A 15,486-nucleotide genomic window follows, 5' to 3' on the forward strand; every position below is an offset into this window, starting at 1 on the left:
CCCCCCCGAAAAAGAAGTAACGCTCTGTGAATATAAACATACCCAATAGCAATTTAAAGGCAAAAATGGGGTCTAGTCCTATCAAGATTTTTATACTGGGATATTTTGCAAAACTCTTAATAAATGCAATTCTTAATCCTCTCTTCGCATCAATGTATAAGCTGGTCAGATGAAATCAAATTTTTCTTCTTGGCTCAATATTAAAAATGAGGCGCCTAAATTAATACCTATAATTTGGATACATTGGTGTAAAAAAAATAGACTTTTTTCTTCAATCGTACTCATACCAACAGTCCTATCTGTACTTTATTTTGGAATCATTGCATCCGATATATACATTACTGAATCAAAATTTGTAGTTAAATCAACTGAACAAAGTAGCGTGCCATCATTAGATGGACTCCTAGGGCGTATGGGCGCTGGCTCGTCAAATACGGACGCCTGGGGTGTTCAGTCTTATAGCCTATCTCGGGACGCCTTATCGAAGCTAGATAAAGAGCTGGAAATTAAACAGCACTACTCTAGCTCTGAAATTGATCCTTTTAATCGTTTTCCATCTATACGCATTTGGGACAAGAGCTTTGAATGGTTTCATGAATATTACCTTGGCAAGGTTACTGTACTCGTTGACCCAATTACTTCGGTCAATACCCTAACCGTTAGAGCCTATAACCCTGAGATTGCTTTAAAAATAAATCAATCCTTACTTGGCCTTAGCGAAGAGCTGGTGAACCAGCTTAACCTCAGGGCAAGACAAGATTTAATGAAATCTGCCCAGCGTGAAGTGGATATCGCTAAAAATAAGATACAAGACGTATCGAAAGAAATTAGCTTAATACGTAAGAAAGAGGGAATTAAAGATCCCGATGCGCAAGTAATTCAACTTCAAAGCCTGCACCTTGAACGTGAATTCGCTGACAAACAACTGGCGGCATCGCTATCCAGCCTTGAACAAGCCCGAACGGAGGCGTTAAAAAAACAAATTTATATAGAGCGGGTTGCTAACCCGATACTGCCCGATAACGCCATGGAACCAAGACGGATTCGCGGGATTATTTCTACCTTTTTATTGGCTATGGTTCTGTGGGGGATTCTATCCCTTCTCATTTCTGGGGTCAGAGAGCACCATGCCTAGCTCAAATATTGAACCCAAAAGAGCAAGACAGGACCTCAAATCTGCCTTTGATGTTCAAATTCGCGTGGTGGGCGCCCTCATTCTACGAGAGGTACTCACCCGCTATGGTAGGAAAAATATTGGTTTTTTGTGGCTCTTTATAGAACCCATGCTGTTTACCCTAGGCATCGTCATCATCCGAAACATCATTTTGGGCAATAGCGCCCTGAACCTAACGAATAATCAGCAGTTTTTTGGCAGCATGTCGTTTGCCGGATTTCTTTTGACTGGGTATTCTGGATTTATTTTATTTAGAAATATTTGCAACCGAATAAGCTCAACTTCCAGCAGCAATAGAGGGCTTCTTTACCACCGCAATATTCGAATTTTGGATCTAATTTTTTCAAGATTCATTCTAGAGCTCGCAGCTGTTAGTGCATCGCTCATCGCCCTCACCCTGACTTTTCATGAATTTGGCCTGATGAGGCTACCTGAAAATATTCTTAATGTGATTGTGGCTTGGCTACTGCTGGCATGGTTTTGTTTTGGCTTTGGTTTGATTGTGGGCTATCTCATGGAAGCCAGCAGCTTCTTTGATCGTATTTGGCCAATCATTCTGATTGTGTCATTGCCTTTTTCGGGTGTTATCTTCATGCTCAACTGGCTTCCAGCCAATGCTCAAGCCTTTCTATCCTGGTTTCCGCTCGTTAATGCCTTGGAATTTCTACGCGAATCCTATTTTGGGCCATCAATCAAGGCGATGTATTCAATTACTTATCTAGTGTCTATTAACCTGGTATTGACTTTTGTTGGCCTAACACTCTCCCGAAAAATTAGGCGGGTTCTGGAGTCCGAATGATTGAGTTGCAAAATATATCAAAATCGTTCCCCACCAAGATCGGACTCAATCCGGTCCTGCAAAACGTCAACTTAAGGCTCGAGCAAGGCGAAAAGGTGGCCGTGCTGGGTTCTAATGGATCTGGTAAGTCAACCTTAGTCAAGATCATCAGCGGTACATCGCTAGCCGATACGGGCCAAATCAAGAGCAATATGAGTATCTCTTGGCCATTGGGCCTGAGCGGAGGGTATCAAGGCAGCTTAACGGGGGTTGATAACCTCAAGTTTTTGTGCCGAATTTACAACGTAGCGTATGAGCCCACCATTGAATTTGTTCGTTCGTTCACCGATTTAGGGCATTTCTTAAATGAGCCCATCAAAACCTATTCATCGGGCATGAAAGCCAAATTTGGTTTTGCAGCATCCATGGCAATCGATTTTGATTGCTATCTGATTGATGAAGTTTTGGCCGTTGGCGATAGTCAGTTTCAAAAAAAATGCCACGAGCAATTGTTTGGACAAAAAGCAGACCGCAGCCTCATGCTGGTCTCGCATCAAGAAAAAATCATCCGAGAATACTGTCAAAAAGCTTATGTCCTGCATAACAAAACGCTGCACCCCTTTGAATCCATCGATAATGCTTTTCAGTATTACAAGGAGACCTTGCAATGAAAGTGTTTAAGGTACTTTTTGTCGTGTTATGCATCTCCGCATTAGCCGGCTGTTCGGTTTTAAGTAACTGGCTACCCTCCTCCGGCCCTAGCACCAGCTCCGTTCAAAACGCGGCAATCGATAACTCCGTAATTGAGGTAATTCCACTCAACGGGGAAGTGATTTCAAAAATCAATGCAAGCTCCAAGCAACAATTGTTTTCAGAGGTGTTTGGTAATGCCACGCGCGACTATTTAATCCGCCCCGGTGATGTATTGGAGATTAATGTCTGGGAGGCCAGCCCGCCCCTGCTGTTTGGCGGAGCTACGTTCCCCGGAATGACTGGCTCATCCGGCAGCCGTAACTCAGTCATACCGGAGCAAATGGTAAATCAAGATGGATTGATCTATATGCCGTTTGCGGGGGCCATCAAGGCACAAGGCAAGACCCTAACCCAACTTGAGTCCGAGATTCTGCTGACCATCCGCGGAAAAGCAAACTTTCCGCAAGTAATGGTGCGCATGTCAAAAAATACATCCGCCGTCACTGTTGTGGGTGAAGTCAATAACAGCACCATACTCCCATTAACTCCCAAGGGAGAGCGGGTATTGGATGCGATTGCCAGCGCGGGTGGGGTAAAACAACCCATCAACAAAATAACCCTGCAGCTCAGCCGAGAGTCCAAGAGCCATACCATTGCACTAGAAACCGTCATTAAGGATGCCAAGCAAAATATTATGCTGCAGCGTGGCGATGTATTAACCGCCTACTTTCAGCCATATAGCTTTACGAGCTTAGGCGCTACCGGAAAAAATGAGGAAATTCAATTTGAGGCCAACGGCATTACATTAGCTCAGGCACTTGGAAGAATGGGCGGTATTCTAGATAATCGAGCCAATGCAAAAGGCGTCTTCATCTTCCGCTTTGAAGATCCTACGCTAGCCCAGCAAAGCAAAGTCCGAACTCCAGATGGAAAAGTTCCGGTCATTTATCAAGTCGATATGACAAACCCAAGCACCTACTTTTTAGCGCAGAGCTTTAATCTAAAGAACAAAGACGTAGTGTACGTTTCCAATGCGCCATCCGTAGAACTACAAAAGTTACTCAACATCTTAATTTCTGTGGTGTACCCCTTGGTTAATGTAGGCATAATTCTTCCATAATAAAACCATATACGCTCAATGAAATTAAGCCTTAGAGCCAAATCATATAAAAGAAAAGTGTCAAGTGGTGGGCAAAACGAAGGATTCAAACTGAGTATTTTGCGGTTAGCAAAATTCAGTCTTATAAACCCATTTGGATCGCACTGAGAGGTCGAAATAATAACTAGTAATAATGCTTAGAGTGCTGCGTTTGATACCAGTATTAGTCGTGGACTTTATAAAATATCTTATATAAAAATTCCAAACTAAGTTGGAGAATTTCGATATAAAAGTTTTATTGTCAACACTTTATAAAGATGTTGAACCAATCGGAGTATTTCAATGAAGGTGATTATTTTAGGTGGCGATGGATTTTGCGGATGGCCTACTGCACTTCACTTAAGTAAAGAAGGTCATGACGTAACGATTCTAGATAACCTTTCAAGAAGATCAATTGATGATGAATTAGGTACGAATAGCCTAACAAACATTCCGTCAATTCACAAAAGACTATCAACATGGTCAAATCTCGGAAATTCTAAAATAAAGTTTATAAACATTGATATTGCAAAAGAATTAGGAAATCTAATTGACGTATTTAAAGAAGAGGAGCCAGAAGCTATTATTCATTTTGCAGAGCAGAGGGCCGCTCCTTATTCAATGAAATCAATGACTCATGAAAAATATACTGTTCATAATAATGTTTTAGGAACTCATAATGTACTTTTAGCAATCAACAAAATGCCAAACAAGAAAGCTGATTTAGTACACCTTGGAACTATGGGCGTATACGGCTACGACGGTGCTGAGTTTCCGATTCCCGATGGTTACCAAAACATTTATATCGAGAATGAATCGGGAGAAAAAATAAAAAAGGAAATCCTATACCCAGCAAATCCTGGGAGCGTTTATCACATGACAAAATGCATAGACGCACAGTTATTTCAGTTCTACAACAAAAACTATAAATTAAAAATAACAGACCTTCATCAAGGAATTGTATGGGGATGCAATACCAAAGAGACCCTAGAGCATCCTGATTTAGTCAATAGATTCGACTACGATGGCGATTATGGGACAGTATTAAATCGTTTTTTAATACAAGCATCCATAAATTACCCTCTAACTGTTCATGGAACAGGAGGTCAAACTAGGGCTTTTATCAATATAAAAGACACAGTTAAATGTATTAAGCTAGCCATTGAGAACCCACCAAGTGGCGAAAGGGTGCGGATTGCAAATCAAATGGCAGAAACGTTTAGTGTTAAACATTTAGCTGAAAGAGTTTCAAATCTTACCGGCGCGAAAATTGCATTTGTCAATAACCCACGTAATGAACTAGAAGAAAATGAACTCAGCGTAAAGAATGAAGTGCTATGTAATCTTGGATGGAATCCAATTAAGCTAGATGATAGCGGTTTACATGAAATTTACAGTTATGCCAAAAAACATGTGGGCAATATAAATTTAGAAATGATTCCCGCAACAAGTTGTTGGAATGAATCAAAAATGCCCGGCATTCCAACACTATGATTGTAATCACTGGTGGCAGTGGTTTTATAGGGACAAACTTATGCTTAACTTTAGATGCATTGGGTTTGGAATATCGGGTAATTGATAAAATAAGAAGCTCCCTTTGTATAGAACAAAGAACTGATATTGCATCAATATGTGATTATGAAGCGATTAAAAAATTAATAAGCCATAACGATATCATCGTCCATCTAGCAGCTGCAGGAAATGTTATTGAATCAGTTAAAAACCCAGACACCTGTTTTAACAATAATATATTGGGAACATTTAACGTATTGAAAGTGTGTAAAGATGTAGGAATAAGAAAATTAATCTTTGCATCTACTGGCGGAGCTATAGCGGGAAATAACTCAGGCTTAGTTACTGAAGAGACCCTACCAAACCCTATCTCGCCATATGGGGCATCAAAAGCAAGTTGCGAACAGTTATTGGCAGCATTTTCTGCTTCTTACGATATGAAAATTCATATTTTGAGGTTTGCAAATATTTATGGTCCTTATTCCGCTCATAAAAAAGGTTTAATTACCTCAATAATGAGATCGATTATCAATAATGAGGAGCTCTTAATCTATGGTGATGGCAATTCAAGCCGAGATTATTTGTATGTTGATGATCTAATTAGACTCATCATTTTCACCATAACAAATGAACTAGAATTCAACAAATTAAATGTAGCAACCTCTAAATCCCTCTCTATTAATCAAGTTTTGGATACTACCGAATTAATTCTTCAAAAAAAAATAAAAAAGAAGTACATGATGAAAAGAAATGGAGAAATTTATATTAATTCTCTATCTGGAGATCTAGCCAAAACACTTTATGGATTCCAACCAAAAATAGACTTTCAAACTGGAATTTTAAAAACATTTCAATGGTATGAGGAGAACTTAAGATGAAAAAAGGAATACAAGTAAATCATAAAATTCCGAGAACAATGACTTTAGAGGGTCTATGTTATTTGGGAGCAATGGCAAAACTTGTACCAGAGAATGGAATAATAGTAGAGGTTGGACCACTCTATGGGAGCTCAACCTGGGTTCTTGCAAAAAATGCACATCCAAGTGTAAAAATATTCTCAATCGACACATGGCAAGATGAACCTTGGGTTCAGTCATTCAGATTAAAAAAATATCCGGATGCCCCACCTCTATCTATAGATGCATTTAAAAGGTATACCGAAGATTGCACGAATATCTACCCAATTCAAGGCTGGGCTCCAGATGTTGTGTCAGCCAGCTGGGACAATAAGATTGATCTTTTTTTTGATGATGCCTCTCATGGTAATCCTGGACTTCAGAATAATTTAAATTTTTTCAAATCACATTTAAATAATAAATACATAATTTGCGGGGATGACTATTCATCTGGATGGAGAGATATTATTAGCGAAGTTACTTTGTTATCCGAATCACTTAATCAAGACCCTTATATTATGGGTAGGGTTTGGGGAATTTCTAATCATCCTTTATTTAGCAGCTCAATATTCAAAATTCTCAATGATAGTGAAATTAATACTAATGTAAGCATCAAATTCATGTCAGGCGAAGAGACGCTTAGCGATGGAATATTTTGGAGCGGAAAACTACACAAATTCGATATTGCCAATAAGATTAAAATTTTTTTTAATAATCTTAAGAGGGGATTAAATGTTACCGGAACCGCAATTTATTCTGATAATACTGTATTAATGGATACAACGTTAGATGGTAAAAATATTATCGAATTTTCACGTAATGAAAAAATAATTGGACTTAAATTTTCTTTGAGTGGAATTGATTCTAAAAATTATCAAATTAAGTATCAAATTGGAACTATAAATATGATGCTTGGAAAAAATTACCCCAACTCCAAACTAGTTACCGGGCCAATGCAAGTTAGCGTTGATCAAGATTCGTTCATAAATGCTTTAAGATTATTTGTTATAAAAAAAGATGAAATTAATCACTGATCGACATTATGTCGGAAACGGGGTTGCAGTCTATTCATGTCAAAAAAATGAGCAGCTCAGACTACCTTTCTTCCTAGAGTACTACAGGAAACTAGGAATTGAGCACTTTTATATTGTTGACAATGATTCTAGTGATGGCTCATTCGAATACTTAAAGAACCAAAGTGATGTAACGCTTTATCAAACTAAGGAACGGTATAAAGATTCATATGCAGGAAGGCTCTGGACCGACTACCTAAGAGATCAACATGGTATCAATAAATGGTGCTTGACGATTGATACGGATGAATTCTTAGTGTACCCATATTCAGAAATTTACAATATAAATGACCTTATTAAATACTTAGAATACGAGAAAGTAGAAGGTCTATTTTGCATCTTACTAGATCATTATCCGTCGCAAAAAATTTCTGAAGTTAAGTATAGTGAGTCAGACTCAGTCTTTAGTAAATATCCATATTTTGACTGCTCATCGAATTACACCATATACCAAGCAGAAAATTTTCCCTACATTCAAATTAAGGGCGGAGTAAGGCAGAGAAAAATGTGGTCAAAAAATGACTACAAGTCAGGCCCCTCTCAAAAAAAATTACCACTTATCTTATATAAAACTGGGTTTAAATATTTACATTCAACCCATAGCTGCACGCCTATAAGGCTAAGTAAAATAACTGGGGTTTTGTCACACTTTAAATTTATACCAAGCTTTATTGCATATGCAAAAAATGAAGTTAAAAATGGTGCAAGGGTGAACCCGAATGACTATAAAAAATACATAAAACAATTAGAGGGGGATGAAATGCTGTACGACCCTAATAATTCCATAAAATTTATAGATTCTACAACATATATAAGAAATAATTTTTCATCATGCAACATGAATTATTTAAGCATGATAAAAATATTGTCTGGGAAAAAAAATTTAAAGTTGGATTTATTTACAACTCCAAACCACACAACGCTTGATAATTATATTCTAACAAAAAATCTTGATCTTAATTATTCGATAAGCATAGAATCAAAAGATGAGATTCCTTATAAGAAAATGATCAAGCAAAAACCAAATAAATTCAATCTCAGCAATTCCCGATTAGACTTAGAAGATCAATCTGCAGCATCAACTTACATTAATCAAGAATCAAATAAATTCAATCTCAGCAATTCCCGATTAGACTTAGTAGATCAATCTGCAGCATCAACTTACATTAATTATCGAAATAGCATTAGTGATACTTATATATACACTAGCGACTATGTTGACTCAATCGCACTTAGGTTATTGAGATATAAATCGCTAAAAATAACTTATAAATTGCGAAGGCTTTTATTCTCAATTGGAATGATTTCCGAGAAATCATTAATAGAAGATAGATTAATAAATCTTATTAATAATAAAAATAGCTCCTTTCAAATTCATCACGCGTATGAATCAATATGGTGGGATATCACCTCTCCAATCCGGATCATTGGAAAAATTTTAAAACGGGTAAGATAAATGCCATTTTCTGAGTTAGACAAGAAAATTCTGAGTTTAAAAAATAAATATGAAAACGGTGGTGACATATCGTTAAACATTGATGAGCTTTTAAAGATCTCAAAGTCTTTTTTACAATTAGAAAAGCCTAGTCACTTCAAGCCATTTATTGAAAACCATTTTTTATCTTTATTACAAAAATATAAGATTGATTCTGGTTGTATCGCTGAAATTGGTGGCCATAAAAATTCTTTTTTACACCGGTTTGTCAAATTCGACACAAAATTTATATCTCTTTTCCCTTTTAAAGATGAAAGATATATTGTTGGAGATATATCAAATTGCCCTCACATAGAGTCCAATACCTTCGATGCAGTAATCAGTGTAAGTGTACTGGAGCATGTAAAAGACATTAGAGGCGCAGCAAATGAAATTTCGCGAATACTAAAGCCTGGAGGGGTTACTTTTCATGTAGTTCCTTTTAGCTATTTTTTTCACGGTGCGCCAGTAGATTACTGGCGTGTAACAACGTCGGCAATGGAGGATATGTTCCCATTATTGGATACGGAAGAGTGTTTTTTTTACTCCAAAAATCGAAGGCGCAATAATATAGGAAGCAATACAAATCCAGTGGATGGGGATGGAGGAGCTCAATTCCAGGTTGATGCATTAGGTGGCTGGCGAGAAAACTGGTTCACAGTTTATACAGGCATAAAGCCTGAGAATGGGTTGAAGAGATTTAAAGAAAAATTGCAAAACCAAGCAGCGGTTGACCTAGTAAAAAAATTCTCAGAAGATGGATTGGATATAAATGCATCAGTTCATCTAACTGAAAATATACTTAAACACATTGATTTTGATTTGACCTCAAAATTTATTATTCTTGACATGCCAAATAAAAACGCGTCAACATTAAATTTCCATAACATTTGGAATCTATGGGTCAATAGAAGTAAAAAAACATATTCACCTTCAGTGCAAAGACATAATCTTTTTGAAGTTATCAAGCATAAACATTTTTACAAGGCATACACAAATTTGCTGAAATAATACAGCCAATGCAATTAAAAATTAATAATTTTTTAAAGACTGAAAACTTACATAGTACGAACAATATAAAGTTTTTAATAATTAGCATAAAAAGGGTTAGCGCAATTTGAATGCAAGGATTTTCTTCATTGGTTTTAAGAGGTGGAAATTTCTAATGCTTCGCCTAATTTTTTCAAGCAATGAAAATCAATGTATTTTCGTAAAAAAAAATACTCTTGAAGGCATAGAGGTTAATGCCAAAGATTGCTTTGTTTTTTGGGGGCATACTGTACCTTTTGAAATTCTGAAAATTGCAAATCAGCATAAAGTAAAGATTCTAAGATTAGAAGATGGATTTATTAGATCAGTTGGATTGGGCTCAGATCTTATTCCACCACTCTCGTTAGTTGCAGATCAATCTGGAATGTACTTTGACAGTAGTAAACCAAGCGATTTAGAAGAGCTACTCCAAAGGCATTCATTTTCAAATAATGAGTTATCTAGGGCCAAAGAAGTTCACCGCATGATAGTGCGTAATAAAATCACGAAATATAATATTGAGCCTAACAGAACTGTCAGCTGGAATACTTTAAACAAAGTAGCCGTCCTTGTAGTTGGTCAGGTTGAAAATGACGCATCGATACTTGCTGGCGCCAAAGGAAGAGTTCGAACAAATTTGGAGCTGCTTAAAGCTGCACATGAAATGCATCCAGATGCATTTATTGTATACAAACCACACCCTGATGTGCACATGAATAATAGGAAAGGTTATATCAACCCCAAGCAAATTTATCTTTATGCAAACCATACTGAAATAAATGCATCAATCATAAGCTGTATTGAGGCTTCGGATTTTATCCATACAATTACCTCACTTTCCGGATTTGATGGCTTACTAAGGCAAAAAAAAGTCTTTGTCCATGGAGATCCTTTTTACGCGGGGTGGGGACTCACAATAGATCTTGGCTTAAGCGAACAATGCCGTCAAAGAAGAACTCGCAAATTAAGCATTACTGAACTCATTGCAGGGGCTCTTATAAAGTATCCACTCTATTGGGATTGGAATACAAAAAAAATTACAACTTGTGAAGCGACTGTTTTAAGCATTACTAAATATAGTCGTAATATACATTTGGATATAAATCGTAGTAGATCTCGAATCATTTTTCTTAAAAGAAAGTTTAATAAATTTATGATGCTCTTCAAAATATACCTTGGTCATTTATAGCCTCATTTATTCTGATAAATTTTTTCTTTAAAATTTCAACAATATTTTTAAAGATAAACAATAGATGCCTTCGTCTCCCGCTCTTTCTTTTTATTCAAATTCTCCATCCCCATTGCATCCTTTTAATGAGACAGGATCTTGTTTCGGAGTGCTATCTTGGGGGATCTATCGTCAGGATGTAGGAAATTTTTTTCCGAAATGTGATTTAAAAAGTCCGCTTGGTTTGCGATTTTCATATAAGTTAGATGGGGTCCTTACCTGGGGAGCAAAACCTAGTGGATTTTCGGCAAATGCTTTGGCAACGCGCCTATCTATCCCTTTGCTGCGAATTGAGGATGGTTTCTTGTACGGCCTAGAGCCAGCTTCACGCCGCATGAGTTTAGTGGTCGATGATGTAGGCATTTATTACGATGCGAGGCTTCCTTCTAGATTAGAGTTGTTAATTTCTGACCCCCTCAACACAGATCAACTTGTTAGAGCCCGGTCGGTGCAAGCTCTATGGACTCAGTATGGCATCTCGAAATACAATCATGCACCCAATTGGCTTCGCAGCAATGATGCCTGGTTTAGCTCTCCCTTTATTTTATTAATTGACCAAACCCGCGGCGATCAGTCGATTACTGGGGCTTTAGCCGATGAATCCTCTTTTACAGCCATGCTTGAAGCTGCGCTAACCCAAATGGCAATCGAACATATTGTGATTAAGGTTCATCCGGAGGTGGCGCGCGGCACGAAATTAGGGCACTTTGATGTCGCTCCAGACTCCGCTATTGCGTGTAATCCACGCATTCGGGTACTGGTGGATGACTATAGTTTGCCAAGTGTTATCAAAGAAGCCAGCGCAGTTTATACCGTTAGCTCGCAAGCAGGTTTTGAGGCCCTCTTATGGGGTAAGCAGGTGCACACTTTTGGTATACCCTTTTATGCAGGCTGGGGGCTAACTCAGGACTTTCTTCCCAAACCTAGACGGCGCTGCGACATTTCTTTAGAGCAGCTCATTCATGCCGCTCTCATTGCCTACCCTCGATACCTTCACCCAGAAACCAGTCGCTTATGCGAGGTTGAAGATCTAATCGCGTATTTGGGGTTTCAGCGCATGATGCGAAGCCGCTTTCACCTACCACTGATGCCGCTAGGTTTTTCTAAAAACAAACTACGTCACTTAAGGTGCTTTACTCAGGGCGCTCAGTGGATTGATGGCAATCATAATGATCATCCCTCACTAGGTGGCAATTCGACTGATGACACTTCTGGTCATAAGAATGGCATCGAGGTTCGCTGGGGAGGCGCGCATTCGCACAACACCGATTTCTCTGTCAATTTTGAGCGCATTCAGGTTGAGGATGGGTTTATACGGTCCATTGGCCTTGGGGCGGCACTAGCCAAACCTTACTCTTGGGTTTTTGATCGCCGTGGCATTTACTATGATGCGCGTTCGATTAGCGATCTAGAGCATATTTTGCAGAGCACTGTATTTGATAAGCAATTGCTGGCTAGGGCTGCTTTATTGCAAGTGCAGTTGATTGCACTGGATATCAGTAAATACAATTTAACAAAAACGAAAGCTGCACAAAGTGATTTAGCGGCATTAAAAATGATTCGGGAAGTACATCCCAACCGCTCTTGTTTACTTGTCATCGGTCAAGTCGAAGCCGATGCATCGATCAAGTATGGAGGCGTTGATGTACTCACCAATAGCGCTCTTCTGGAGGCTGTTCGAGAACAATATCCCGATGCATTTATTGTTTATAAACCCCATCCAGATATTGCTACATCGGCACGCTTTAGCGGTGGTGACTCCGCTGATCATCAAAAAAAATATGATCTAATCATTTCTGATATTGCGCTAGTTGACTGTTTGCCATTCGTGGATTCACTCCATACCATCAGCTCGCTCTCTGGATTTGAGGCATTAATCCGGGGCACTCCTGTTTTTTGTTATGGTCTACCGTTTTATGCAGGCTGGGGGCTGACGCAGGATCGCTATCAAATCGATCGTAGAACCCGGAAACTAACGGTTTTGGAGTTGATTGCGAGTTGCTTAATTTTGTACCCCAGTTACCTCCATCCAAAAAGTGGGTTGTACTGTACTCCTGAGTCATTAATTGCCGCCCTGCAAGCCATGAAACGTAATCCAAAAAGCTTGTTTTACACGTTATCGAATGGATTTATCGCCGCTTGTTTAGCTAAGCTAATGGGGCTCATCCATCGCCTCAAGGGAATATAGGAGGATCGTTGTATTGCGTTTGAGCGAATTTAGGCATTGCCCCACTTTGTTGTTGTTTAGAAATGAATACAACTTTAGTTGTTATTTAGACTGTTACTAAAAATTACAATAAAATTTTATTTGTGGAGTCTCCAGATGCCTATTGCAAAGTTTAATCTTCGCCTTACCTTAGCTCTTGCATGCCTTAGCGGTGCATCAGCATCTGCCCTCGCCCAAAACGCATTGGCGGGTTTTTATGGTCAAGTAGGTATTGGGTACGAGCGAACCAATACCAGCAATAATTCGGTTGTCTCTAGTGCTGGAGGCAGTTCTGTAATCTTAAACCCGACCGGATCTAATCCGCACCGCTCTAACTTTGCCGGCGCTATTGGTATTGGTCTGTATGTACCCATTCATGCTGATTTTTTGCTTGGCTTAGGCGCCGAATATGAGCCGCTCAGCCAGCAGACATCTAGCTACACGGTTGCTAGTCCTGGTCAAGCTTCGCTCAATGGTAGCTATAAAGTATCCAATCGATACAACCTCTTTTTCTCCCCAGCCATTGCAGTGAATCAAACGGGGCTTGCATATGCCAAGGTTGGCTTTACAGGACAAACTCTACAAGGCAATAGTGGGTTTTTAAGTCCGCTGAATCAAAATCAAACGGGTTATTCACTGGGTTTAGGCTATCGCCAAGTAATTCAGGGTGGTCTGTATGGTTTTGTGGAAGCCAACTACTACAGCTATAGCAAGCCAAATGCCGGTATTACTTCAGGTAATACCACTTATGCCGTTAATCCAGGCGTTAGCGCATACAACGGCTTGATTGGGGTTGGGTATCGGTTTTAATTCGGGGCATTCGCATGGCTTATCTGAATGCCGAACTGATAGACAGGCGGGCACCATCGCCCGCCTCGACTATTAGGCGAGCCATTCGGCAGGATGGGTTTAATCGCACTTTATTATTCAGTGATCTACCGAATTACAGCGATATTTTACTTTTGCAAGGGCCCGTTGGCCCGTTCTTTTCGAAGTTAGGGCACTACTGGCGTAATCGCGGAGCGAAAGTAACTAAAGTCAACTTCAATAGCGGAGATGACCTTTTCTACCCCCCTATTGGTCATTCGGTTATTCAGTACAAAGGTCGACTTTCGCATTGGCCTCAATTCTTAACTTCTTTATTGGTTGAGCGCTCTATACGAGCTGTGTTTCTTTTTGGTGACTTCCGCAAAATTCACCAGCCAGTTCACTCCCTTTGCGAGGCTCTTGGTATTGATGTATTTGTATTTGAAGAAGGCTACATTCGACCAGATCGCTTTACACTTGAAAAAAGTGGTGTGAATTACCACTCCATGCTAAGTCAGATGAATATGGATGCGATTCACAATCAGCGTGAATCAGGTCATGAGCCACCTATCAAGCGGCACTACGCCAACTCATATTGGTATATGGTGCGATGGGCAATTGCGTATTGGTTTCGAGGCCTCCGGAATCAATCGCATTATCCCGATTACACGCATCACCGTCATCTAGATGCTCGTATGGGATTGCGCTGGACAAGGGCTTTTTTGCGGTACTGGCTATACAAGCTAAGCGAATATTCCGTTAAAAGTCGACTGCTGCATTCAAAAAAGCAAGACGCGAATTCTCGGTATTTTTTAGTACCCTTGCAAGTGCATGATGATGCTCAAATGACTGCTCATTCAGACTTTACTTCAATTGAAGAAGTCATTGAAACGGTGATCAGCTCATTTAGTACGCATATCCACAATTCCAAGCGATCAGACATCCTCATTATCAAGCACCATCCAATGGATCGGGGACACACTAACTTTAAGCGCTTTATCCGCGATATAGCCAAGCTATACCGACTTGAGCAGCGCGTGATTTACGTGCACGATTTATCACTACCGGCTCTACTTGGCAAAGTATCGGGCTGCATTACCGTTAATTCCACCATCGGGTTACAAGCCCTCTATCGCAATGTGCCTACCATTAATTTAGGGCGGTCTTTTTATGACAAGCCCGGTATTACTTTTCAGGGGACGCTAGATGAATTTTGGTATAGCGAGGCCAAAGTGGATGGGGAGAAGGTGAAAGCGTTACGTAACTATCTCCTACACCACACCCAGGTAAACGGATCTTTGTATGATCCAGCCTACCAAATTGACTGAGCACTACATCCCGATTGCTAGTACCAGGTAATAGCTTAGCACCGCACCCCGATATGGACAGGCATGAGACAAGTCAAATATAACGTGCTAGAAAACCAAAACAAGGGATTTCAGGCTTTAAATGAAGGGGCTAGAATCGGTTGAAATTAG

At 39.4% G+C, this 15,486-nt stretch carries 13 protein-coding genes; all 13 read left to right on the forward strand.

All coding sequences use genetic code 11. From position 1 onward, the window contains the following. Positions 1–169 precede the first annotated feature (169 nt). The 13 genes from Q8M75_RS07960 (at position 170) to Q8M75_RS08020 (ending at position 15,336) form a co-directional block, all read left to right on the forward strand. Positions 170–1,135 (forward strand): hypothetical protein, encoded by a 966-nt coding sequence (locus Q8M75_RS07960; RefSeq protein WP_305488268.1) that lies wholly within the window; start codon positions 170–172, stop codon positions 1,133–1,135. Continuing rightward, positions 1,128–1,973, forward strand: coding sequence for an ABC transporter permease (locus tag Q8M75_RS07965; protein WP_305488271.1), 846 nt, complete (start codon positions 1,128–1,130; stop codon positions 1,971–1,973). Before Q8M75_RS07960 ends, Q8M75_RS07965 begins: the two co-directional genes overlap by 8 nt. After that, positions 1,970–2,623 carry an ABC transporter ATP-binding protein gene (locus Q8M75_RS07970; protein WP_305488274.1) on the forward strand — a complete coding sequence of 218 codons (654 nt, stop codon included), beginning with the start codon at positions 1,970–1,972 and terminating at the stop codon, positions 2,621–2,623. Before Q8M75_RS07965 ends, Q8M75_RS07970 begins: the two co-directional genes overlap by 4 nt. Beyond that, on the forward strand, positions 2,620–3,765 hold the full coding sequence (locus Q8M75_RS07975; RefSeq protein WP_305488277.1) for a polysaccharide biosynthesis/export family protein: 1,146 nt from the start codon (positions 2,620–2,622) through the stop codon (positions 3,763–3,765). Before Q8M75_RS07970 ends, Q8M75_RS07975 begins: the two co-directional genes overlap by 4 nt. A 321-nt stretch (positions 3,766–4,086) precedes the next feature. After that, entirely contained in the window at positions 4,087–5,277 is a 1,191-nt protein-coding gene (locus Q8M75_RS07980) for an NAD-dependent epimerase/dehydratase family protein (protein ID WP_305488280.1), read from the forward strand. Next, complete coding sequence (locus Q8M75_RS07985) at positions 5,274–6,173, forward strand: NAD(P)-dependent oxidoreductase (protein WP_305488282.1); 900 nt, start codon at positions 5,274–5,276, stop codon at positions 6,171–6,173. Before Q8M75_RS07980 ends, Q8M75_RS07985 begins: the two co-directional genes overlap by 4 nt. Continuing rightward, positions 6,170–7,225 (forward strand): class I SAM-dependent methyltransferase, encoded by a 1,056-nt coding sequence (locus tag Q8M75_RS07990; protein ID WP_305488285.1) that lies wholly within the window; start codon positions 6,170–6,172, stop codon positions 7,223–7,225. Before Q8M75_RS07985 ends, Q8M75_RS07990 begins: the two co-directional genes overlap by 4 nt. Continuing rightward, on the forward strand, positions 7,209–8,720 hold the full coding sequence (locus Q8M75_RS07995; protein ID WP_305488288.1) for a glycosyltransferase family 2 protein: 1,512 nt from the start codon (positions 7,209–7,211) through the stop codon (positions 8,718–8,720). Before Q8M75_RS07990 ends, Q8M75_RS07995 begins: the two co-directional genes overlap by 17 nt. Further along, positions 8,721–9,749 carry a class I SAM-dependent methyltransferase gene (locus Q8M75_RS08000; protein ID WP_305488290.1) on the forward strand — a complete coding sequence of 343 codons (1,029 nt, stop codon included), beginning with the start codon at positions 8,721–8,723 and terminating at the stop codon, positions 9,747–9,749. 154 nt (positions 9,750–9,903) lie between these two features. After that, positions 9,904–10,956 carry a hypothetical protein gene (locus Q8M75_RS08005; RefSeq protein ID WP_305488293.1) on the forward strand — a complete coding sequence of 351 codons (1,053 nt, stop codon included), beginning with the start codon at positions 9,904–9,906 and terminating at the stop codon, positions 10,954–10,956. 223 nt (positions 10,957–11,179) lie between these two features. Beyond that, positions 11,180–13,183 carry a capsular polysaccharide biosynthesis protein gene (locus Q8M75_RS08010; RefSeq protein ID WP_305488295.1) on the forward strand — a complete coding sequence of 668 codons (2,004 nt, stop codon included), beginning with the start codon at positions 11,180–11,182 and terminating at the stop codon, positions 13,181–13,183. Positions 13,184–13,318: 135 nt separating this feature from the next. Beyond that, complete coding sequence (locus Q8M75_RS08015) at positions 13,319–14,011, forward strand: outer membrane beta-barrel protein (RefSeq protein WP_305488297.1); 693 nt, start codon at positions 13,319–13,321, stop codon at positions 14,009–14,011. Positions 14,012–14,025: 14 nt separating this feature from the next. Beyond that, entirely contained in the window at positions 14,026–15,336 is a 1,311-nt protein-coding gene (locus tag Q8M75_RS08020; protein ID WP_305488299.1) for a capsule biosynthesis protein, read from the forward strand. Positions 15,337–15,486: the final 150 nt, after the last annotated feature.

Source organism: Polynucleobacter sp., assembly GCF_030693775.1.
GTDB lineage: Bacteria > Pseudomonadota > Gammaproteobacteria > Burkholderiales > Burkholderiaceae > Polynucleobacter.

Coding starts and splice junctions, on each gene's coding strand:
- Q8M75_RS07960 (WP_305488268.1), top strand. CDS start 170: ATGAAATCAAATTTTTCTTCTTGGCTCAATATTAAAAATGAGGCGCCT.
- Q8M75_RS07965 (WP_305488271.1), top strand. CDS start 1,128: ATGCCTAGCTCAAATATTGAACCCAAAAGAGCAAGACAGGACCTCAAA.
- Q8M75_RS07970 (WP_305488274.1), top strand. CDS start 1,970: ATGATTGAGTTGCAAAATATATCAAAATCGTTCCCCACCAAGATCGGA.
- Q8M75_RS07975 (WP_305488277.1), top strand. CDS start 2,620: ATGAAAGTGTTTAAGGTACTTTTTGTCGTGTTATGCATCTCCGCATTA.
- Q8M75_RS07980 (WP_305488280.1), top strand. CDS start 4,087: ATGAAGGTGATTATTTTAGGTGGCGATGGATTTTGCGGATGGCCTACT.
- Q8M75_RS07985 (WP_305488282.1), top strand. CDS start 5,274: ATGATTGTAATCACTGGTGGCAGTGGTTTTATAGGGACAAACTTATGC.
- Q8M75_RS07990 (WP_305488285.1), top strand. CDS start 6,170: ATGAAAAAAGGAATACAAGTAAATCATAAAATTCCGAGAACAATGACT.
- Q8M75_RS07995 (WP_305488288.1), top strand. CDS start 7,209: ATGAAATTAATCACTGATCGACATTATGTCGGAAACGGGGTTGCAGTC.
- Q8M75_RS08000 (WP_305488290.1), top strand. CDS start 8,721: ATGCCATTTTCTGAGTTAGACAAGAAAATTCTGAGTTTAAAAAATAAA.
- Q8M75_RS08005 (WP_305488293.1), top strand. CDS start 9,904: ATGCTTCGCCTAATTTTTTCAAGCAATGAAAATCAATGTATTTTCGTA.
- Q8M75_RS08015 (WP_305488297.1), top strand. CDS start 13,319: ATGCCTATTGCAAAGTTTAATCTTCGCCTTACCTTAGCTCTTGCATGC.
- Q8M75_RS08020 (WP_305488299.1), top strand. CDS start 14,026: ATGGCTTATCTGAATGCCGAACTGATAGACAGGCGGGCACCATCGCCC.